Here is a 23,048-nt window from a genome sequence, read left to right as displayed (position 1 = left end):
ATATTGATTTCACCCCTTTTTTCTTTGCCGGATGTGCTAGCATGCAGTGAGAGAATGACTGGTGCCTGATACGCCATTGTGGAGCGCTGCACCCTGCCGGAAGTCCGCATGACGATAGAGATCCTGTCCCCGCAAAATAACACGCCAAACCGCTGGCTCTCGGCGCTGCTCCTTGGCTGCGTGGTGTTTGTCCTGACACTCTTCTGTCTGGAACTGATCGTCGTCAGCGGCAAAATCTCCCCGCTCTGGTTTCCGACTACGTTAATGACCGTCGTGGTTTTCCGCTGCCCGTCACGCCAGCTCCCGCTGCTGCTGACAGCCTGCGTGCTTGGCACCGCCGGGGCTAATGCCATCATCATCGGGCCTGCCCTCTCGAACATTAAATTCGCCCTTCTCAATCTTATCCAGGCCGGTGTGGGTGGCATGCTGCTGCGCGCCCTGCTGGATCGGCGCGCGCCGCTGGATTCGCTGCATGACTGGGCACGGATGGTACTGTCGGTGGGCATCGTGACGCCGGTGCTCGGCGGCCTGCTGGCACTCTGGACGCTACAGGTCACCGGCCACGCCTCGTTTCCCTTCTTTTATACCTGGGTGATCTCCGAAATCATCGGCATGCTGGTGTTAGGCCCGATGCTGTTACTGCTGCCGTGGCCGCTGCGTCGCACGGGGTTCAGCAATCTGCGCCTGGCCGAAGCTCTGCTGACGCTTCTTCTTACCCTCGGGGCCAGTTATCTGGCGCTGCGCTTTTTGCCGTGGCCCTTTACCTTTATCGTGGTGATCCTCTTCTGGTGCGCGGTCCGCCTGCCCAAGCTGCAGGCGTTCGTGCTGTTCTTCCTGAACGCCAGTTTTATCTCGATACTGCTCGCCTTTGATCTGGTCAGCGTGGTGAACAACAACAGCGCGCTGGGCCCGGTCTCCAGCTGGCTGCCGTTCCTGCTGGTGCTAATCCCCAGTCACATTATGTCGCTGGTGATGGATGCGTTCCGGCGCGAAAAGCTCCATATCACTGACAGTGAAACCCGCTTCCGTCACGCCATGGAGTACTCCGCCATCGGGATGGCGCTGGTGGCGCCCCACGGCAGCTGGTTGCAGGTCAACCGCTCGCTGTGCCAGATCCTGGGCTACCCGGCTGAGGAGCTGAAGCGGCTGACTTTTCAGCAGATCACCCATCCCGACGATCTCAGCCTCGATTTGCAACATGCGAACCGACTGCTGGCGGGTGAGATTGATACCTACACCTTTGAGAAGCGCTATTTCCGCAAAGATGGCGAGATTGTCTGGGCGCGGCTGACGGTATCGCTGGTGCGCGATGGTAACCAGGAACCGCTCTACTTTATTGCGCAGATTATCGATATCTCTGAGCTGAAGCAGAGCGAGCAGGTGAATCGCAGGCTGATGGAGCGTATTACGCTGGCCAACGAAGCGGGTGGCATTGGCGTATGGGAGTGGAACCTGCTGACCGGCGAGATGTTATGGGACAAGCGCATGTACGCGCTGTTTGGTCTTGCCCCGCATGAGTCACCCAGCTATGACCTCTGGATCCATCTGCTGCATCCCGCCGATCGCGAGTATGCCGCACTGACGGTGCAACAGGCGATTGAGCTTCGCAGCGCGTTTCACATGGAGTACCGCGTGGTCGATGACCAGGGACATCGCTGGGTGCGCACTCAGGCCAACCGGCTGCTAAGCAAAGAGGGGCGCATTGAGCGCATGCTGGGCATCTGTCAGGACATCACGCCGCTACGCAATCTTAACGAGGCGCTGTTTCAGGAGAAAGAGCGCATGGCGATCACCCTGGATTCGATCGGCGAAGCGGTCATCAGCACCGATAAAGAGATGCACGTTGCCTTTATGAACCCGGTGGCGGAAAAAATGAGTGGCTGGTCGCAGGAGCAGGCCGCCGGTCAGCCGCTGAGTGAGCTGCTGCATATCACGCAGGGACGTAACGGCCCTGAGGTAGAGAGTTTGCTGTTATGCCAGCTGCCGCCGGAAAAAGTCACCCCCGGTCTCGCTGAAGATCTGGTGCTGCATACCCCGGACGGCGGCCATATCGATATTCACTACAGCATCACGCCGCTGCGTTCGGAAGCGGGTCTGGAACAGGGGGCGGTGATGGTCATTCAGGATGTGAGTGAGTCACGCAAACTGATGAAGCGCCTGAGCTACAGCGCGTTGCATGACACCCTGACCCGTCTGCCTAACCGCGCCAGCTTCGAACTTCAGCTTAAGCGTCTGCTGTTTGATGCCGCTGAACATCAGCATCAGCATGTGCTGGTGTTTATCGACCTTGATAAGTTTAAAGCGGTCAATGACAGCGCCGGGCATGCTGCAGGCGATGCGTTACTGCGCGAACTCTCCGATCTGATGCAGCACCCTCTGCGCAGCAGCGATTTCCTTGCGCGACTGGGCGGTGATGAGTTTGCACTACTGATGCCCGATTGCGATATCGCACAGGCACATAATGTGGTGCAGCGCATTGTCGCCGCGGTAAATGATTACCGGTTCCAGTGGCTGGGACGCCTCTATCAGGTCGGTGCCAGCGCGGGCGTGACGCAGATTTCAGCAGAAAACTGTCAGAGCAGCGACGTGCTTTCGCAGGCGGACATCGCCTGTTACAACGCCAAACGCAGCGGGCGCGGACGGCTGGTGGTCTACGAACAGCATCGCTTACCGCTGTCGGGCAACCATCAGGGCATGGATGCGGCGATGATTGATGCGCTGCAGATCGAACTGCCCGCCTGGGCCGTTGCCCCGCCAAAAACGCCGCAGGCAGCCTTTATCTGGCTGCTTGAGGTGCAGCTGTTAACCGCTGACGGATTGCTGCTGGATGAGACACTGTTACGCAATAACCTGCCTGATGAAACGCTGCGTCGCCGGCTGGATAATAATATTCTTGAGGCTTTTTTTCGCCACGACGTGCAGCGGCTCAATAACAAAGGCATTCCGGTGATTCTGCCGCTTAATGCCCAGGTGCTGAGTGATGCCGCCTTTGTGCAGCAACTCTGTCAGCGCTTTGTCGCCGCCGGTCTCTCCAGCAGCGGCTGTGGTTTTGCTTTCCCTGCCGCCAGCGTGCTGAGCCAGGGCGATCAGCTCTATGCCGCGCTGCTGCAACTGCGGCAGTGCGGCTGCCGCATCGTATTGCAGCATTTTGGCCGTAATCTGGATGCCTTCAATCTGCTGAGTGACGAGGTGGTCGATTATCTGGTGCTGGCGCCTGAACTGGTTGCCAACGTTCACAATAATCTGATGGATGAGATGCTGCTGACCATCATTCAGGGCCAGGCCACACAGCGCAATATCTCGGTGCTGGCCGGTCCGGTTTCGGTACCGGCCCTGCTCAGCACCCTGGCTAACCTTGATGTTAATGGCGTCTGGGGCAGTGCCGTGGCGGAGCGCCAGCCGTTGCGTTCACTGGCTGAAGATCACATCTTCGCTATTCGTTAATTCCGGCGCTGCCCGCTTGCCACCCTGCTGAAGCTGCGCTAAAGTCGCCCCCTTTTTTCCGGCATGGGGGCGAAAATGTTCATAGGATTCGATTACGGCACGGCTAACTGCTCTATTGCAGTCAGCGAAAATGGCACGCCACGTCTGTTAACGCTGGAAAATGATCAGCGCCTGCTGCCGTCGATGATCTGTGCGCCGACCCGCGAGTCGATCAGCGAATGGCTCTATCGTCATCATCAGGTCGCGACACCTGACAGCGAAACCACGGCGCTGCTGCAGCGCGCGCTGCGATATAACCGCGAAGAAGATATCGATGTCCAGCCCAATAGCGTGCAGTTTGGCCTCACCGCGCTGCAGCATTATATGGTCGATCCCGAAGATGTCTGGTTCGTTAAATCCCCCAAATCGTTCCTCGGTGCTACTGGCCTGAAGCCACAGCAGATTGCCCTGTTTGAAGATCTGGTCTGCGCCATGATGCTGCACATCCGCAAGCAGGGTGAAAGCCAGCTTGATCAGGTTATCGATCAGGCGGTGATCGGACGCCCGGTCAACTTCCAGGGTTTAGGCAGTGAAGAGTCTAACCAGCAGGCTGAAGGTATTCTGCTGCGCGCCGCCCACCGCGCCGGTTTCCGCGACGTGGAGTTTCAGTTCGAACCGGTGGCGGCCGGACTCGATTTCGAAGCCACCCTGCAGCAGGAGACGCGGGTACTGGTGGTGGATATTGGCGGTGGTACTACCGACTGCTCAATGTTGCTGATGGGGCCGAAGTGGCGTGATAAAGCTGACCGCCGTGAAAGTCTGCTGGGCCACAGCGGTTGCCGCGTCGGCGGTAACGACCTGGACATCATGCTGACGTTTAAGACCCTGATGCCGCTACTCGGTCTGGGCGGTAACACCCAGAAAGGCACCGCCCTGCCTGCGCTGCCGTGGTGGAATGCGATCGCCATCAATGATGTTCCGGCACAAAGTGACTTTTACAGTCCCGCCTGCGGAAAGTGGCTGCGGGATTTAGTGCGGGATGCGGAACAGGGTGACGTAGTGGCTCGCCTGCTGAAAGTGTGGCAGCAGAAGCTCAGTTATCGCCTGGTGCGCGCAGCGGAAGAGAGCAAGATTGCGCTGTCAGCCAGCCCGGCGCATACCGCTTCCCTGGACTTTATTGCCGCCGCATTAGAGACAGAGATTGGCGTGGATCAGCTGCAGGACGCCATCAGTCAGCCGCTGGAGAAAATTCTGGAACAGGTCCAGCTGGCATTAGCCACCAGCCAGATTAAGCCTGATGTGATTTACCTGACCGGCGGCAGTGCGCGTTCGCCGTTGCTGCGCGCGGCGCTGCAGCAGACGCTGCCGGATACACCGATTGCGGGCGGCGATGATTTCGCCTCCGTCACCGCAGGGCTGGCCCGCTGGGCGGAAGTGATGTTCCGCTAGGCTTGCACTGCAATAACAAAGACGGCACCTGAGGGTGTAATGCCAGTCAGTTAAGCGACAGGTGATAACGCAGTCTGGTGCCGGGCCCCGGCCTGCTCTGAAGCTTGAGTGCATGTTGTCAGAAAGGGCACGAGAGTGGAGGCCTGAGCGCCTCTGCTGCTGAAAGGGCTATCCGCAGCGCTGAGGCGTGACGCCGGGCCAGAAGTCCACGCCGGGAAGCGTGGACAGTTCGGGGCCGGCCAGGGAGGGCCGATCCCCGAACGGTTCGTCGGCACGACGTCAAAGCCGAAGGTACCGCGTGAGCGGCGCGAGGACGGCCCGGCAGCAGCAGAGGTGCTCAGGCCCGTACTGCGGCTCGCTCGCCCGGAAAATCAGAATGCAATATTGGCGCTGATACCGCCGATAAACGCATCTTTCACTTCACTGACTGCGCCAGGGGCAACCACATACTGCAGGTTAGGACGCAGTGACATCCAGTTAGTTACTTTAGCGTTGTAGTAAACCTCATAGTTGTACTCTGAACCTTCCTGAATCGGCAGATAGGTCGGGCTGTCAAAGCGGCTCTCGCCATTAGCCTGATTCTGCTGACGCAGTGAGCGGGTATAGTCGCTGTTCACATGAATACGTGACGCGCCCACGCCGATCTCATCCTGAGGACGGGCATCAAACGGTCCTGTCCAGGTAAACGCAATAGACTGATAGTTGTCGGTCTTTGAGGTCTTGTGATCGTTCATCACCGCCTGCACCCGCACGCCCAGACCGCGATTCACATCGCCATCCTGCGCGGTCAGCTGTTGCTGTAACAGCAGATAGCCGCCATAGGAATGGGCCTGATCCTGATAGCCGCCGTTGCGCCAGCTGCCATAAACATCGCCATCCACCGAGGAATAGTAATAGCCGATGCGGTAGTTACCCGGTAATTTCTCCGGCCCGAAGGTCGGTTTCCAGCCCAGTTCGACCGGCACCAGATTCCCTTCTGAATTGCTGGTATCCAGACGGAAGCCATCACCGCGATCGTAGTTAGCGCGGTTCTGATTATAGAAACCGACCTGGAAGAAAACGTCCGGCGTGATATTGAATTTCACCCGGCCGCCCCACTGCGAGACAGGCCAGTTAAACCAGCGATCACCGCGCCAGTTACCCGCCTGCCCGCTGCCCAGCGCCAGGTTCTGGAACAGATTGCCATCGAAGTTATCGAAGTCTTCCCCTACCGTCACCCGCCCGGCTTTCACATCGACCACATCGTTAAACAATCCTTTGCGTAACCAGAACTGGGTCAGACGCCAGGTCTGGCCGCGACCGTAAACCTCCTGCACCGAGGAGAGCATACCAGTGCGTTGATCCGCGACCTGTTCAGAAAGATTCTGTCCGTTACGACTGGTCACGGTCATCTGGAACTCGGCATCCTGCCAGTCCAGCAGCTTCTGCAGATCGAAATTGGTGCCAAACGACCACTGATCGCTGTAGCGCATGGTGGTATTGGTATCTGCCCCGCCGCCTAAATTCGCGGCGCTTTCCATGGTGTAGTTAACGTCAAACTTAATGCCGTCGTCCTGCAGCTGCGTTCGGTACCCGCCCCAGTCACCAAACATCCATTCGGAGTCCGGGCTCAGGGCGTCAGCGGCCAACGCCTGCGCGGAAAACATGGCCAGGATCAGGGTGCCGGTTGCCACACGGCGCAGCGGGAAACGCTGCTCTGCTTTTCTGTTTTTCATCTTGCTTATTCTTATGTAAGTTACGGAAAATGACGCGCAGAGGATAGTGCTGGATAACCTCTGTTTTTTGTAAATACGTGCGCATAATTACCCGTAACATCCGTTTATTAACGCATTTGTGATCGGGATCGCTGATTGGTTATTCTCTGGGCGGGGTGCCAATTTTTTGACAGGTGTAGCGTAAAAAGGGGCGCTATCGCCCCTTGTGTTTACTGGCTTGCCTGATTCAGTTGTTCAATCTGCGCCGGGGTCAGCGTCAGCTGCATCGCGCCAGTCAGATCGTCGAGCTGTTTCAGCGAGGTGGCACTGACAATCGGTGCGGTGATGCCGGGACGGGCGATCAGCCAGGCCAGCGCCACCTGCGTCGGCGTCACCTGATGCGCTTCGCTGATAGCGTCCAGTGCGTCCAGGATCCGCAAACCGCGCGGGTTAAGATATTTATCTACGACACCCTGACCGCGCGCGCTTTTACCGGCATCCGCCGCCTCGCGATATTTGCCACTGAGAAAGCCGCTGGCGAGTGAATAGTAGTTGATCACGCCCAGCCCCTGCGCCATCACCACCGGCTCCAGCTCCGACTCATAGGGCTGGCGGTCATAAAGGTTGTATTCAGGTTGCAGGGTTTCATAGCGCGCCAGCCCCTGCGTTTCACTGACCTGCAACGCCTCCTGCAGCCGTGCCGCGCTGTAATTGGAAGCACCAATCGCCCGCACTTTGCCCTCTCTGATCAGGCTGTCGAAGGCGCTCAGGGTTTCCGCCAGCGGCGTATCCTGATCGTCGCGGTGCGCCTGGTAGAGATCGATATAGTCGGTCTGCAACCGGCGCAGTGAATCTTCAACTGCCTGACGGATATATTGCGGTTTCAGCCCGGTTTTCTCCGGCGACAATTCCATGCCAACCTTGGTTGCCAGCACGATCTGGTCGCGTTTGCCGCTTTTTTTCAGCCATTCACCCATAATGGTTTCCGATTCACCGCCTTTATTGCCCGGTGCCCAGCGGGAATAGACGTCGGCGGTATCGATAAACCACAGGCCTCGATCCACCAGCGCATCCAGCAGAGAAAAGGAGGTGGTTTGATCCACTGTCCAGCCAAACACGTTGCCGCCAAACGTCAGCAACGGCACCGCGATACCACTGTCACCCAACTGCCGGGTTTGATTCTGACTCATTTCCTGCTCCTTATTTGCCTGAAAAAACCGTCTGTCTTTCAGCATAGCAAAGTGATTTCACGGCTTTATGACGATTGTGATGCGATTAATGAAAGAACAGGCATAATTACCCCGCCCTGACAGATATCCTTATTTCCTTCAACTTCTGCCCGTCAGAGGCGGCTACACTCTGTCGTTTGCAGGCTACCCATTTGATGCCTGCGCCTGGGACTACGTCACTGCTGGAGAGCACCAACAATCATGAGCACCCGACATCCTGTTATGAAGAAAACCCTTATCGTGCTGGCCCTGATCGCCGTGGCCGCTGGCGGCTATTATGCCTGGCAGCACCATGCCCAGCCGCAGAGCAGCAGTCAGAGTGACGCACCTGCGCCACGTGGCGGCAAAGGCGGCGGTGACGGTGCCCGTCGTCCCCTCGCGCCGGTTCAGGCCGCTACGGCCACCAGCCAGAGCGTGCCGCACTATCTGAGTGGACTGGGTACGGTGACCGCGGCTAACACGGCCACGGTGCGCAGCCGGGTCAATGGCGATCTGCTGGCAATCCACTTCACCGAAGGGCAGCAGGTGAAAGCGGGCGAGCTACTGGCAGAAGTCGACCCGCGGCCTTATCAGGTGGCGTTAACGCAGGCGCAGGGCCAATTGGCAAAAGATCAGGCGACGCTGGCCAACGCCCGTCGTGACCTGGCGCGCTTCGAGAAGCTGGCAAAAACCTCGCTGGTGTCGCAACAGGAGCTGGATACCCAGCGCTCACTGGTCAGTGAAACGCTCGGCACGCTGAAAGCGGATGAAGGAAGCGTCGCCAGTGCGCAGCTCAATCTTACCTACAGCCGGATCACTGCGCCGATTGCCGGCCGGGTCGGGCTGAAACAGGTGGACGTCGGCAACTACGTCACCAGCGGCGACACCACCGGTATCGTGGTGATCACCCAGACGCACCCGATTGATGTGGTCTTTACCCTGGCTGAGAACAGCATCAGTTGCATTCTCAAGGCGCAGAAAAGCGGTGAATCGCTGCTGGTGGAGGCCTGGGATCGCAGTAATCAGAATCTGATCGCCAGCGGCAAACTGCTAAGCCTTGATAACCAGATTGATGTCACCACCGGCACCATCAAAATCAAAGCGCGTTTTGATAATCAGGACGACACGCTGTTCCCCAATCAGTTCGTGAATGTGCGGCTGAAGGTCAACACCCTGCAGGATGCGATTGTTATCCCACCTGCCGCGCTGCAGATGGGCAACGAAGGCAACTTTGTCTGGGTGGTTAACAGTGACAACAAGGTCAGCAAGAAAAGCGTGATTGCCGGCTTGCAGGATAGCGAGAAAGTGGTGGTCAGCGCCGGTCTGGAGGCGGGCGAACGCGTCGTGACCGATGGGCTGGATCGCCTCACGGAAGGCGCAAAAGTCGAGGTGGTCGCGCCGCAGAACAACGCACCGCGCGCTACCCGCGCCACCCTGCCGTCAAAAGGAGAGCGTGAGTAATGCAGGTCATGCCTCCCGATCATAGTGGCGGACCGTCACGCCAGTTTATCCTGCGGCCGGTCGCCACCACGCTGTTGATGATTGCGATCCTGCTGGCCGGGGTGCTGGGCTACCGCTTCCTGCCGGTCTCGGCGCTGCCGGAAGTCGACTATCCGACGATCCAGGTCGTCACGCTCTATCCGGGTGCCAGCCCGGATGTGGTCACCTCCTCCATCACCGCGCCGCTTGAGCGCCAGTTTGGTCAGATGTCTGGCCTGAAACAGATGGCGTCGCAAAGCTCCGGCGGTGCCTCGGTGGTGACGCTGCAGTTCCAGCTTACGCTGCCGCTGGATGTGGCAGAGCAGGAGGTGCAGGCTGCCATTAACTCCGCCACTAACCTGCTGCCCAACGACCTGCCTAATCCGCCGGTCTACAGCAAAGTGAATCCTGCCGATCCACCGATCATGACGCTTGCCGTCACCACGCGCAGCATGCCGCTGACGCAGGTGCAGGACATGGTGGAAACGCGGGTGGCGCAGAAAATCTCTCAGGTCAGCGGCGTCGGACTGGTGACGCTATCGGGCGGTCAGCGTCCGGCGGTGCGGGTGAAAATGAATGCGCAGGCGCTGGCTGCGCTGGGTCTGACCAGCGAAACGGTGCGGACCGCCATCAGCAATGCCAACGTTAACTCCGCCAAAGGCAGCCTGGATGGTCCGACCCGCTCAGTTACCCTGTCAGCCAATGACCAGATGAAATCAGCGGAGGATTATCGCCAGCTGATTATCAGCTACAAAAACGGCGCACCGGTGCGCCTTGGCGACGTGGCGACCATAGAACAGGGAGCAGAAAACAGCTGGCTTGGCGCCTGGGCCAACCGCGATGCGGCGATTGTGCTCAACGTTCAGCGTCAGCCTGGTGCCAATATCATCGCCACAGCAGACAATATCCGTGCCATGTTGCCCGCCCTGACCGCAGCCCTGCCGAAGTCGGTGGAAGTTAAACTGCTCACCGACCGCACCACTAATATTCGCGCTTCGGTCAACGACACGCAGTATGAGCTGATGCTGGCGATGGCGCTGGTGGTGATGATCATCTATCTGTTCCTGCGCAACGTGCCCGCCACGCTGATCCCGGCGGTTGCGGTGCCTCTGTCGCTGATCGGCACCTTCGTGGCGATGTACTTCCTCGGCTTTTCAATTAACAACCTGACGCTGATGGCGCTGACCATCGCCACCGGCTTTGTGGTCGACGATGCCATCGTGGTGATTGAGAACATCTCACGCTATATCGAGAAAGGGGAAAAGCCGCTCACCGCCGCGCTGAAAGGTGCCGGCGAGATCGGCTTTACCATCATCTCCCTCACCTTCTCGCTGATTGCGGTCCTGATCCCACTGCTGTTTATGGGCGACGTGATCGGCCGTCTGTTCCGCGAATTTGCCGTGACGCTGGCGGTGGCGATTCTGATTTCAGCGGTGGTCTCACTGACCCTGACGCCGATGATGTGCGCCAGGATGCTGAGCGCGGAGTCGCTGCGCAAACAGAACCGCTTTTCGCGGGCCAGCGAAGCGATGTTTGATCGTATCGTGGCCGCCTATGGCCGCGGCCTGAAACGGGTACTTAATCATCCCTGGCTCACGCTGTCGGTGGCGCTTGGCACCCTGGTGCTGACGCTGTTGCTGTGGATGATCATCCCGAAAGGCTTTTTCCCGCAGCAGGACAACAGCATTATTCAGGGCACGCTGCAGGCACCGCAGTCAGTCTCCTATGCCAGCATGGCGCAGCGCACCCGCGACGTCGCCTCCATCATCATGAAAGATCCGGCAGTGGAGAGCATGACTTCGTTTGTCGGCGTGGATGGCACCAATGCCTCGCTGAACAGCGCGCGTCTGCAGATCAACCTCAAACCGCTGGATCAACGCGACGACCGCATTCCTGCTATTCAGCAGCGTCTGCAACAGCAGGTCAGTGAGGTACCGGGCGTGCAGCTGTGGCTGCAGGCGGTACAGGATCTCACCATCGATACCCAGGCGAGCCGTACGCCCTATCAGTTCACGCTGCAATCGGGTTCACTGTCGTCGCTCAGCACCTGGGTTCCGGCGCTGCTGACCCGTCTCAGTACCCTGCCACAGCTGCGCGATGTCAGCAGTGACTGGCAGGATCAGGGACTGGAAGCCTATGTCAAAGTGGACCGCGACAGCGCCAGCCGCCTCGGCATCAGCATGGCGGATGTCGATAACGCGCTGTACAACGCCTTTGGTCAGCGGCTCATCTCCACCATTTATACCCAGGCGAACCAGTATCGGGTGGTGCTGGAGCAGGATAATAGTGCCACTCCAGGCATGGAGAGCCTGGAGGCGATTCGCCTTAACAGCAGCGACGGCGGCAGCGTACCGCTGAGCGCCATTGCCCGCATTGAACAGCGCAACACGCCGCTCAGCATTAATCATCTCGACCAGTTCCCGTCGGCGACCTTCTCCTTCAACGTGGCTGACGGCTATTCGCTGGAAGATGCGGTGAAAGCGGTGTCGCAGGCTGAAGCCGAGCTTGGCATGCCCGCAGAGCTGATGACGCAGTTCCAGGGCAGCACGCTGGCGTTTGAAGCGGCGCTGAGCAGCACCGTCTGGCTGATTGTGGCGGCTATTGTAGCGATGTACATTGTGCTGGGCGTGCTTTATGAGAGCTTTATTCACCCCATCACAATTCTCTCAACGCTGCCCACGGCGGGTGTCGGCGCGCTGCTGGCGCTGATGCTCAGCGGCAATGAGCTGGATATCGTGGCGATAATCGGCATCATCCTGCTGATCGGCATCGTGAAAAAGAACGCCATCATGATGATCGACTTTGCGCTGGCGGCCGAACGTGAACAGGGTATGAAGCCTGTTGATGCCATTTATCAGGCCTGCCTGCTGCGCTTCCGCCCGATTCTGATGACCACGCTGGCCGCCCTGCTCGGCGCGCTGCCGCTGATGCTCAGCACCGGCGTCGGTGCCGAACTGCGTCATCCGCTGGGGATTGCCATGGTCGGCGGGCTGATTCTGAGCCAGGTGCTGACCCTGTTTACCACCCCGGTGATCTACCTGCTGTTTGATCGACTGGCGCACGCTACCCGCCGCCGCTTTGCCCGCACGGAGGCCGCAGAGTGAAGTTCTTTGCCCTGTTCATCAACCGGCCCGTCGCCACCACGCTGCTGACGCTGGCCATCGCACTGGCGGGGATGCTGGGTTTCCGGCTGCTGCCGGTGGCGCCGCTGCCGCAGGTTGATTTTCCGGTGATCGTTATCTCGGCTTCGCTGCCGGGTGCCGCGCCGGAGATCATGGCGTCGTCGGTGGCCACGCCACTGGAGCGCTCGCTGGGACGCATCGCGGGCGTCAGTGAAATGACCTCAACCAGTTCGCTGGGCAGCACCCGCATCATTCTGGTGTTTGATTTTGATCGCGACATCAACGGAGCCGCGCGCGATGTCCAGGCCGCGATTAACGCGGCGCAAAGCCTGCTGCCTACCGGGATGCCGTCGCGCCCGACCTATCGCAAAGTGAACCCTTCAGATGCGCCGATTATGATCATGACGCTGACTTCGGATACCTATAATCCGGGTCAGCTCTACGATTACGCCTCGACCCAGCTGGCGCAGAAACTGTCACAGATTGAGGGCGTGGGCGACGTCACCGTGGGTGGCAGCTCGCTGCCTGCGGTCCGCGTGGCCCTGAATCCACAGGCGCTGTTTAATCAGGGCGTCTCGCTGGATGCAGTGCGCACCGCCATTTCCAACGCCAATCAGCGACGGCCGCAGGGCGCACTGGATGATTCGCAGCAGCGCTGGCAGTTGCGTACCAATGACGCGCTGCAAACCGCCAGTGAGTATCAGCCGCTGATAGTGCATTACAACAACGGCGCGGCGGTCAGGCTGTCGGATGTGGCGACAGTCGAAGATTCAGTGCAGGACGTACGCAACGCCGGGATGTCGCGCGGTAAACCGGCGGTGCTGCTGCTGATCCGCAAAACGCCTGAAGCCAACGTCATCGATACGGTGGACCGCATCCGCGCCGAAATGCCGCTGCTGCATGAGGTGATCCCGGCCGCCATCGATCTGCAGATCGCTCAGGATCGCTCACCCACCATTCGCGCCTCGCTGCATGAGGTGGAGCAGTCGCTGGTGATCGCCGTGGCGCTGGTGATTCTGGTGGTGTTTGTTTTCCTGCGATCGGGCCGCGCCACGCTGATCCCGGCCGTTGCGGTGCCGGTTTCGCTGATCGGCACCTTTGCCGCGATGTACCTGTGCGGCTTCAGCCTCAACAATCTGTCGCTGATGGCGCTGACCATCGCCACCGGCTTTGTGGTGGATGATGCGATTGTGGTGCTGGAGAACATTGCCCGACACGTGGAAGCGGGCATGAAGCCGCTGGCTGCCGCGCTGAAAGGGGTGCGGGAAGTTGGTTTTACCGTGTTGTCGATGAGCCTGTCACTGATTGCCGTGTTCCTGCCGCTGCTGATGATTGGCGGACTGATTGGCCGCTTCTTCTCAGAATTTGCCATTACGCTGTCGGTGGCTATCGTCATCTCGCTGTTTATCTCGGTCACCCTGACGCCGGTGATGTGCGCCTATCTGCTGAAGCCGCACGCGCCGCGCAGTCAGCCGCGCCAGCGCGGCGCGGGCCGGCTGCTGATGGCGATTCAGCAGGGCTATGGTCGCTCGCTTAACGTGGTACTGAACCATGCGCGCTGGGTGATGGTGCTGTTTTTCGCCACCATCGTCCTGACCGGCTGGCTGTTTGTTCATATTCCAAAAACCTTTATGCCGGAGCAGGATACCGGACGACTTTCCGGTTTCATCTCTGCCGACCAGAGCATTTCGTTTCAGGCGATGCGCAGTAAGCTGCAGGATTTTATGGAGATCGTCGGGGCCGATCCGGCGGTAGAGAGCGTGGTGGGCTTCACCGGCGGGATGCGTACCAACAGCGGCTCCATGTTTATCTCGCTGAAGCCGCTGTCGGAGCGGAAAGAGAGCGCAGTGGAGATTATCGCCCGCCTGCGCAATAAGCTGGCGAAAGAACCCGGGGCGAGTCTCTATCTGAATGCGGTGCAGGATCTGCGCGTCGGCGGTCGGGAATCGAATGCCGGTTATCAATATTCCCTGCTGTCGGACGACCTTAACGCCCTGCGTGAGTGGGAGCCAAAAATCCGTCAGGCGTTCTCTGCCCTGCCACAGCTGGCGGATGTGAACTCCGATCAGCAGGATAAAGGCAGCGAGATGGCGCTGACCTATGACCGGGAAAGCATGGCGCGGCTTGGCATCGATGTCTCTCAGGCCAATGCCCTGCTGAATAACGCCTTTGGTCAGCGTCAGATCTCCACCATCTATCAGCCGCTTAACCAGTACAAAGTGGTGATGGAGGTCGATCCGCGCTACACCCAGGATATCAGCGCCCTTTCGCAGATGTTTGTAATAAACAGCGAAGGTAAAGCGATTCCGCTGTCGTGGTTCGCCCACTGGCAGCCCGCGAATGCGCCGCTCTCGGTCAATCATGAAGGGCTGTCTGCCGCCTCGACCATCTCATTTAACCTGCCGGAAGGGGTGTCGCTGTCGCAGGCGTCGGAGGCGATTGAACGCACCATGACCGCGATTGGCGTGCCCTCCAGCGTGCGCGGCAGCTTTGCCGGTACGGCGCAGGTGTTTCAGCAGTCGCAAAGCAATCAGCTCTGGCTGATGCTGGCGGCGATTGCGGCAGTCTATATCGTGCTGGGGATCCTCTATGAGAGCTATGTCCATCCGCTGACGATCCTCTCTACCCTGCCCTCGGCGGGTGTCGGTGCACTGCTGGCGCTGGAGCTGTTCGATACGCCCTTCAGCCTGATTGCGCTGATCGGTATTCTGCTGCTGATCGGTATCGTGAAAAAGAACGCCATCATGATGGTCGATTTTGCGCTGGAGGCAGAGCGCAACGGCCAGCTCAGCGCGCGCGAGGCGATTTTCCAGGCGTGCCTGTTGCGCTTCCGGCCGATTATGATGACGACGCTGGCGGCGCTGTTTGGCGCGCTGCCGCTGGTGCTGACCAGCGGCGACGGCGCAGAGCTGCGTCAGCCGCTGGGGATTACCATTGCCGGCGGGCTGGTGATGAGCCAGTTGCTGACGCTCTACACCACGCCGGTGGTCTATTTAATGATGGATAAATTGCGCCGTAAAAAACGCCCGCTGGCCGCCGCGCAGCAGCCGTAACAGGTATGGCGGCAGCAGGCATCGGACGTGACGCCTTTATCGGGGGGGATCGATGAGTACGCAAAGCACTAACGTCCGCTGGCAACTGTGGATTGTTGCCATCGGCTTCTTTATGCAGACGCTGGATACCACCATCGTGAATACCGCGATCCCATCGATGGCGCACGATCTGGGTGTCAGCCCGCTGCACATGCACTCGGTCATCGTCTATTACGTGCTGACGGTCGCCGTCATGCTGCCGGTCAGCGGCTGGCTGGCCGATCGTTTTGGCGTGCGCAACATTTTCTTCTGCGCGATTGTACTGTTCAGCCTGGGATCACTGCTGTGCGCCCTCTCCGGCACCCTCGATCAGCTGGTGCTGTCGCGGGTGGTTCAGGGGATTGGCGGGGCCATGATGGTGCCGGTGGGTCGTCTGACGGTGATGAAAATCGTGCCGCGCGAGCAGTATATGTCCGCCATGACGTTTGTCACTCTGCCCGGCCAGATTGGCCCGCTGCTGGGTCCGGCGCTGGGCGGTGTGCTGGTGGAGTACGCCAGCTGGCACTGGATCTTTCTGATCAATATCCCGGTCGGCATTGCAGGCGCTATCGCCACCCTGATGCTGATGCCCAACTACAGCATGCAGACGCGGCGCTTTGATTTCGGCGGTTTTATCCTGCTGGCCGCCGGAATGGCAACCCTGACGCTGGCGCTGGATGGTCAGCGCAGCAGTGGCGGCTCTCCGCTGCTGCTGGGTGCCATGATCCTCATTGGTATGTTCTCTCTGCTGTTCTACCTGATGCATGCGCGCAGCAATGATAATGCGCTGTTCAGCCTGAAGCTGTTTGATAATCGCATCTACTCCATCGGCCTGCTTGGCAGTTTTACCGGCCGCATCGGCAGCGGCATGCTGCCCTTTATGACGCCTATCTTTCTGCAGCTCGGCATGGGTTACAGCCCGTTTCACGCCGGTCTGATGATGATTCCGATGGTGCTGGGGAATATGGGGATGAAACGCATTGTGGTGCGCATCGTCAATCTTTATGGCTACCGCAACGTGCTGGTGATGTCGACCGTGGCGCTGGCGCTGGTGGTCCTGCTGTTCCCGCTGGTGGCAATTCTGGGCTGGGTCTGGCTGCTGCCGCTGGTGCTGTTTCTGCAGGGCATGGTCAACGCTATCCGTTTCTCCTCAATGAATACCCTGACGCTGAAGGAGCTGCCTGATGAGCTGGCGTCCAGCGGCAACAGCCTGCTGTCGATGATTATGCAGCTGTCGATGAGTATCGGCGTTACCGTGGCCGGGCTGCTGCTGGGGGCATTTGCTCAGGAGAGCGCAGCGAACAGCACGGCGGAACATCAGATGTTTATTTATACCTACCTTTGCATGTCGCTGATTATCATCCTGCCCGCGCTGGTGTTCTGGCGCGTGCCGCCACAGGTGAGTACCAACGTTGATTTGCGACGCCGGAGAAAAAAATGAGAGATAACCTGCGCCTGGGCATCGGTGCCAAACTGTTTATGGCGATTTTCGCCACCTGCATGCTGGTGCTGATTACCATGCACTGGGGGGTTCGCCTCAGTTTCGAGCATGGCTTTGTCGACTACATTAAGCGCGGCAACGAGCAGCGGTTAAATCTGCTCAGCGATGCCCTGGCCGATCAGTATGAGCAGCACGGCAACTGGGATTTTTTGCGCCACAACGATCGGCTGGTGTTCACCATGCTGCGCTCGCTGGAGCAGAATCCCGACAGTAACAGTCAGCTGCCGCCGCACGGCTGGCGCACCCAGTTCTGGATCCTCGATCAGCAATATAAAGTGCTGGCCGGGCCAAAATCGCCGGTGCCGCCCGAAGGCACGCGACGCAATATCACCACCAGCAATAATAAAGTGGTCGGCTGGGTCATCGGCTCGCCGCCGGAGCGGCTGACGCGCAGCACCGACATTAACTTTGATCAGCAGCAGCGGCGCACCAGCTGGATTATCGTCGGGCTGTCTACGCTGCTGGCGGCGCTGGCGACCTGGCTGATGGGGCGCGGTCTGCTGGCTCCGGTCAAACGTCTGGTCGACGGCACCCATCATCTGGCGGCCGGTAATTTTGCCACCCGCGTTGAGGTCAGCAGCCGGGATGAGCTGGGCCAGCTGGCCAGGGACTTTAACCTCCTTGCCAGCTCGCTGGAGAAAAATGAGAGCATGCGCCGCGCCTTTATGGCCGATATCTCCCATGAGTTACGCACACCACTGGCGATCCTGCGCGGTGAACTGGAAGCGATGCAGGATGGCGTGCGCAAACTGACGCCGGAAGCGATCGCCTCGCTACAAAGCGAAGTGGTGGTGCTGACCAAGCTGGTCGACGATCTGCACCAGCTGTCGCTGTCCGATGAGGGCGCCCTTGCCTACCGCAAACAGGCAACCGATCTGGTGCAGCTGCTGGAAGTGACGGCAGGCAGCTTTGCCGAACGCTATCGTGCACACGGGCTGACGCTGAAACTCAATCTGCCCGATAACGCCCCCTTCTTTGGCGATCCCGACCGCCTGATGCAGTTGTTCACTAATCTGCTGGAGAACAGCCTGCGCTACACCGATAGCGGGGGCCGGGTTGAAGTGACGCTGAACTATGAGGCACCCAACTGGCGCATCGAGTTTGATGACAGCGCACCGGGCGTGGATGGGGAACATCAGGCCCAGATTTTTGAGCGCTTCTTCCGCACCGAAGGCTCGCGCAATCGCGCCAGCGGTGGCTCGGGCCTGGGCCTGGCCATCTGTAAAAATATCGCTGACGCGCATGGCGGCGATATTCATGCGGCGCACTCTGATTTAGGTGGACTGAAAATCGCGCTACACTTGCGCTATGTTCCCCTTGTGTAGACGCTTATGAGCCTGGAAAACCACGACCCGCTGATTCTGGTGGTCGAAGATGAGCCGAAACTGGCGCAGCTGATGATCGATTATCTGCATGCCTCGAACTACCGTACCCATCACATCGCCGACGGTAACGCGGTGCTGGAGTATGTGCGCCAGACGCCACCCGACCTGATGCTGCTGGATTTGATGCTGCCAGGCACCGACGGTTTAACGCTGTGCCGTGAAATCCGTCGTCATTCCGAACTGCCGATTATTATGGTCACCGCCCGCACCGAGGAGATCGATCGGCTGCTGGGGCTGGAGCTGGGCGCGGATGACTACATCTGTAAACCCTTCAGCCCGCGTGAAGTGGTGGCGCGAGTTAAAACGATTCTGCGCCGGGTAAAACGGTCGGCAGAAGAGCCGCAAAGCGCCTCGTTACTTCGCGTCGATGAGAGCCGCTTCTTCGCCAGCTGGCGCGATAAGCCGCTGGATCTCACCCCGGCGGAGTTCCGCCTGCTGAAAACGCTGTCGCTGGAGCCGGGCAAGGTCTTTTCACGCGAACAGCTGCTCAACCATCTCTATGATGACTACCGCGTGGTCACGGACCGCACCATCGACAGCCATATCAAGAACCTGCGGCGCAAGCTGGAGACTCTCGACAGCGAGCAACCTTTTATCCGCGCCGTCTACGGCATGGGCTATCGCTGGGAAGCCGATGCCTGTCATTTGATCTAGTTTGATCCTGATCAATTTACTTCCCTTTTCTCACTGCCTACAATTCCGCACCTTTTGCAGGGCTTCATTGCCCTGCACCTGCCGCCTGAGGCGACATGCTGACCTGACATCAGTGAGAAAATCATGAAACCCGAACTGCTTTCCCCCGCTGGCACCCTGAAGAACATGCGTTACGCGTTTGCTTATGGTGCCGATGCCGTCTATGCCGGCCAGCCGCGCTACAGCCTGCGGGTGCGCAACAACGAATTCACCCACGAAAACCTCGCGCTGGGCATCAGTGAAGCGCACGCGCTGGGTAAAAAATTCTACGTGGTGGTGAACATTGCGCCGCACAACGCCAAGCTGAAAACCTTTATTCGTGACTTAGCGCCGGTAGTGGCGATGCAGCCCGACGCGCTGATCATGTCCGATCCCGGCCTGATCATGCTGGTGCGCGACGCTTTCCCGACGATGCCGGTTCATCTGTCGGTGCAGGCCAATGCGGTTAACTGGGCCACTGTAAAATTCTGGCAGCAGATGGGGCTGAGCCGGGTGATTCTGTCACGCGAGCTGTCGCTGGAGGAGATCGCCGAGATCCGCCAGCAGGTCCCGGAGATGGAGCTGGAAGTCTTTGTCCATGGCGCACTCTGCATGGCCTACTCCGGTCGCTGCCTGCTCTCCGGCTATATGAACAAACGCGATCCGAATCAGGGAACCTGCACCAACGCCTGCCGCTGGGAGTATAAAGTGGCGGAGGGTCAGCAAGATGAGGTGGGGAATATCGTCGGTATCCACCAGCCTGTCGCCGTACAGGATGTGACGCCAACGCTGGGCGTTGGTCAGCCCACCGACAAGGTGTTTCTGCTGGAAGAGAAGATGAAGCCCGGCGAGGTGATGAGCGCGTTCGAAGATGAGCACGGCACCTACATCATGAACTCGCGGGATCTGCGCGCGGTCGCGCACGTGGAGCGGCTCAGCGAGATGGGCGTTCATTCGCTGAAGATTGAGGGACGCACCAAGTCCTACTACTACTGCGCCCGCACCGCCCAGGTTTATCGCCGGGCGATTGATGATGCCGCTGCCGGTAAGCCGTTTGATCCCTCACTGCTGTTAACCCTGGAAGGCCTGGCACATCGTGGCTATACCGAAGGCTTCCTGCGTCGCCACACTCACGATAGCTACCAGAATTATCAGCAGGGCTTTTCGGTGTCCGATCGCCAGCAGTTTGTCGGCGAATTCACCGGCGAACGCCGGGGCGAATGGGCTGAAGTGGCGGTGAAGAATAAGTTTATGCTGCACGACAGTGTGGAGATCATGACGCCTCAGGGGAACCTGAATTGCCAGCTGGACGCGCTGCAGAATGCGCGCGGCGAACCTACTGAAGTTGCCCCGGGCGATGGCCATCGCGTCTGGCTGCGGGTGCCAGAGGAGGTAGATCTGCGTTTTGCTCTGCTGCTGCGCAACTTCGATCATGGTGAAGATACCCGGGACCCTCATAATCGTTTACCAACGGAAACATTTTGAGGAAATCAGAACAGGATCACAGACCCCTGCGCGGCGCTGCTTTATAGTCCCGCCTGCTGCTAACGAGTAACAATAAACGGCAGATTTACCAGGAACCACCTCATTTACCCGCCCGGCTCCCCCGTGCGGGTTTTCTTTTTTCTCTCTTTCGCCAATAATTTACTGCTGGCAGCTGTGTTATAAATCCCTTCTTACTCTGTAGATCTTCAAGGAACGCAAAATGGATAATAAACCGCTTACGCTGCTCATCCTGAACGGGAAAGGCGCGGGTAATGATGATCTGCGCGAAGCTATCTCGACCCTGCGTGAAGAAGGCTTCGACATTGCGGTGCGTGTCACATTTGAAAAAGGTGACGGCGATCGGTACGTCAAAGAGGCCATTGCGCTGCAGGCCGCGACCGTGGTGGCCGGTGGTGGCGATGGCACCATCAATGAAATTGCGACAGCGCTGGCTTCTTCTGAAGCGGATCATCGCCCGGTGCTGGGCATCCTGCCGCTGGGTACCGCCAACGATTTTGCCACCAGCGTCGGCATCCCGGAAGAGATGGAACCAGCACTGCGACTGGCGATTCAGGGCAGAGCCAGTGCCATCGATCTGGCAAGGGTAAACCAGAGCCACTACTTCATCAATATGGCGACCGGCGGGTTTGGCACCCGTATCACGACTGAAACGCCGGAAAAGCTGAAGTCGGCGCTGGGTGGCGTCTCCTACTTTATTCACGGCCTGATGCGCATGGATACGCTGAAACCGGATACCTGCGAGATCAGCGGCCCCGATTTCGCCTGGCAGGGTGATGCGCTGGTGATCGGTATTGGTAATGGTCGTCAGGCGGGCGGCGGTCAGCGGTTATGCCCTTCTGCCCTGATCAACGATGGCCGACTTGACGTCAGTGTTGTCACCGCGCAGGAGTTGCTGCCTACCCTGCTGCACTCGCTGACCGGCGACGATGACAATCCCGGCATCGTCACCACGCAACTGGAGTCACTGACGATCCGTTCGCCGCATGAGATGACCTTTAACCTCGATGGCGAGCCGCTTTCCGGGCGCGAATTCGTGATTGAGGTGATGGCGGGCGCGCTGAGCTGCCGCCTGCCGCCGCAGTGCGCGCTGCTTGCCTGAACCGACATCAGGGGCGAAAGCCCCTTTTTTCTTCTGCTACCATTAGCGCCCATTGTCTTCGTAACATTCCTCCTGCTGCCTCGCTTTATCACGCCTTAACGGGCGTTTTCAGGCAATGTAAACACTCTGTGATTCCGTTCACAACTCTGCCACCCTAACTTGTATGGTAGTATTAAAGAGCGTACTTTTTCATCATTGAACGCTGACTTAAGGCAACCAGGATGAAAATTGTTAAGGCAGAAGTATTTGTAACCTGCGCAGGCAGAAACTTTGTCACCGTAAAGATCACCACCGATCAGGGTCTGACCGGCATTGGCGACGCAACGCTGAATGGCCGTGAATTACCGGTCGCCTCCTACCTGAAAGATCACGTCTGCCCGCAGCTGATTGGCCGCGATGCGCATCAGATCGAAGACATCTGGCAATATTTCTACAAGGGCGCTTACTGGCGTCGTGGCCCGGTCACCATGTCCGCTATCTCGGCAGTCGATATGGCACTGTGGGATATCAAAGGCAAAGCCGCCAATATGCCGGTGTATCAGCTGCTGGGTGGCGCATCACGCACCGGCGTGATGGTCTATTGCCACACCACCGGCCACTCCATTGATGAAGTGATGGATGACTACGCGAAGCACAAAGAGCTGGGCTTCAAAGCGATTCGCGCGCAGTGCGGCGTTCCGGGCATGAAAACCACCTACGGCATGGCGAAAGGCAAAGGTCTGGCCTATGAGCCTGCAACCAAAGGTAACTGGCCGGAAGAGCAGCTCTGGTCAACCGAGAAATACCTCGATTTTACCCCGAAACTGTTCGCGGCCATCCGTGACAAGTTTGGTTTCGATGAGCACTTGCTGCATGACATGCATCATCGCCTGACGCCAATTGAAGCGGCGCGTTTTGGCAAGAGCGTGGAAGATTATCGCCTGTTCTGGATGGAAGATCCGACGCCTGCTGAGAATCAGGAGTGCTTCCGCCTGATCCGCCAGCATACCGTTACGCCGATTGCCGTGGGTGAAGTGTTCAACAGCATCTGGGATTGTAAGCAGCTGATTGAAGAACAGCTGATCGACTACATCCGCACCACCATTACGCATGCGGGCGGCATTACCGGTATGCGGCGTATCGCTGATTTTGCCTCGCTCTATCAGGTGCGCACCGGCTCGCACGGTCCTTCTGATCTCTCCCCTGTCTGCATGGCGGCTGCACTGCACTTTGACCTCTGGGTGCCGAACTTCGGTGTGCAGGAGTACATGGGCTTCTCTGAACAGATGATGGAGCTGTTTGATGCAAACTGGACCTTTGACCAGGGCTATATGCATCCAGGCGACAAACCCGGTCTCGGCATTGAATTCAACGAGAAACTGGCGTCGAAATATCCCTATGAACCTGCCTATCTCCCGGTCGCCCGTCTTGAAGACGGCACCCTGTGGAACTGGTAAGGA

The 23,048-nt window shown here is 58.7% G+C and carries 13 protein-coding genes; 11 read left to right on the top strand and 2 right to left on the bottom strand.

The window, feature by feature from the left end; all coding sequences use genetic code 11:
* The first annotated feature begins 108 nt into the window (after positions 1-108).
* The gene (locus LC417_RS00240; protein ID WP_223565313.1) at positions 109-3,444 is read left to right on the top strand and encodes a diguanylate cyclase; all 3,336 of its coding nucleotides are present in this window, start codon (positions 109-111) and stop codon (positions 3,442-3,444) included.
* 75 nt (positions 3,445-3,519) lie between these two features.
* Entirely contained in the window at positions 3,520-4,872 is a 1,353-nt protein-coding gene (gene yegD, locus LC417_RS00235) for a molecular chaperone (protein ID WP_033788265.1), read from the top strand.
* Positions 4,873-5,243: 371 nt separating this feature from the next.
* On the opposite strand, the gene LC417_RS00230 is transcribed toward yegD, so the two are convergent.
* Both LC417_RS00230 and LC417_RS00225 read right to left on the bottom strand, forming a co-directional pair.
* Positions 5,244-6,587 carry a carbohydrate porin gene (locus LC417_RS00230; protein ID WP_033778772.1) on the bottom strand — a complete coding sequence of 448 codons (1,344 nt, stop codon included), beginning with the start codon at positions 6,585-6,587 and terminating at the stop codon, positions 5,244-5,246.
* Positions 6,588-6,796: 209 nt separating this feature from the next.
* The gene (locus LC417_RS00225) at positions 6,797-7,756 is read right to left on the bottom strand and encodes an aldo/keto reductase (RefSeq protein ID WP_010670985.1); all 960 of its coding nucleotides are present in this window, start codon (positions 7,754-7,756) and stop codon (positions 6,797-6,799) included.
* Positions 7,757-7,996: 240 nt separating this feature from the next.
* On the opposite strand from LC417_RS00225, the gene LC417_RS00220 reads away from it, so the two are divergent.
* The 9 genes from LC417_RS00220 (at position 7,997) to manD (ending at position 23,045) form a co-directional block, all read left to right on the top strand.
* A complete protein-coding gene (locus LC417_RS00220; RefSeq protein WP_223565312.1) occupies positions 7,997-9,235 on the top strand; it encodes an MdtA/MuxA family multidrug efflux RND transporter periplasmic adaptor subunit in 1,239 nt (412 codons plus the stop codon).
* The gene (locus tag LC417_RS00215; RefSeq protein ID WP_223565311.1) at positions 9,235-12,357 is read left to right on the top strand and encodes an MdtB/MuxB family multidrug efflux RND transporter permease subunit; all 3,123 of its coding nucleotides are present in this window, start codon (positions 9,235-9,237) and stop codon (positions 12,355-12,357) included. Before LC417_RS00220 ends, LC417_RS00215 begins: the two co-directional genes overlap by 1 nt.
* The gene (gene mdtC / locus LC417_RS00210; protein ID WP_010670987.1) at positions 12,354-15,428 is read left to right on the top strand and encodes a multidrug efflux RND transporter permease subunit MdtC; all 3,075 of its coding nucleotides are present in this window, start codon (positions 12,354-12,356) and stop codon (positions 15,426-15,428) included. Before LC417_RS00215 ends, mdtC begins: the two co-directional genes overlap by 4 nt.
* A 52-nt stretch (positions 15,429-15,480) precedes the next feature.
* The gene (locus LC417_RS00205) at positions 15,481-16,887 is read left to right on the top strand and encodes an MFS transporter (protein ID WP_010248184.1); all 1,407 of its coding nucleotides are present in this window, start codon (positions 15,481-15,483) and stop codon (positions 16,885-16,887) included.
* Positions 16,884-18,272 (top strand): two-component system sensor histidine kinase BaeS, encoded by a 1,389-nt coding sequence (baeS, locus tag LC417_RS00200; protein WP_033758415.1) that lies wholly within the window; start codon positions 16,884-16,886, stop codon positions 18,270-18,272. Before LC417_RS00205 ends, baeS begins: the two co-directional genes overlap by 4 nt.
* Positions 18,273-18,278: 6 nt before the next feature.
* Positions 18,279-18,986 carry a two-component system response regulator BaeR gene (gene baeR / locus LC417_RS00195; protein WP_010248188.1) on the top strand — a complete coding sequence of 236 codons (708 nt, stop codon included), beginning with the start codon at positions 18,279-18,281 and terminating at the stop codon, positions 18,984-18,986.
* 120 nt (positions 18,987-19,106) lie between these two features.
* Positions 19,107-20,489, top strand: coding sequence for a tRNA 5-hydroxyuridine modification protein YegQ (gene yegQ, locus LC417_RS00190; RefSeq protein ID WP_033772224.1), 1,383 nt, complete (start codon positions 19,107-19,109; stop codon positions 20,487-20,489).
* A gap of 220 nt (positions 20,490-20,709) precedes the next feature.
* Positions 20,710-21,609, top strand: coding sequence for a lipid kinase YegS (gene yegS / locus LC417_RS00185; protein WP_223565310.1), 900 nt, complete (start codon positions 20,710-20,712; stop codon positions 21,607-21,609).
* A 221-nt stretch (positions 21,610-21,830) separates the two neighbouring features.
* A complete protein-coding gene (gene manD / locus LC417_RS00180; RefSeq protein WP_010670990.1) occupies positions 21,831-23,045 on the top strand; it encodes a D-mannonate dehydratase ManD in 1,215 nt (404 codons plus the stop codon).
* The last annotated feature ends 3 nt before the right edge of the window (positions 23,046-23,048 follow it).

This window comes from Pantoea sp. OVA07A (assembly GCF_019969975.1).
Taxonomy (GTDB): Bacteria; Pseudomonadota; Gammaproteobacteria; order Enterobacterales; family Enterobacteriaceae; genus Pantoea; species Pantoea agglomerans.
Note: the sequence above shows the minus strand (reverse complement) of the source record. Positions and strands in the feature narration are given on the sequence as shown.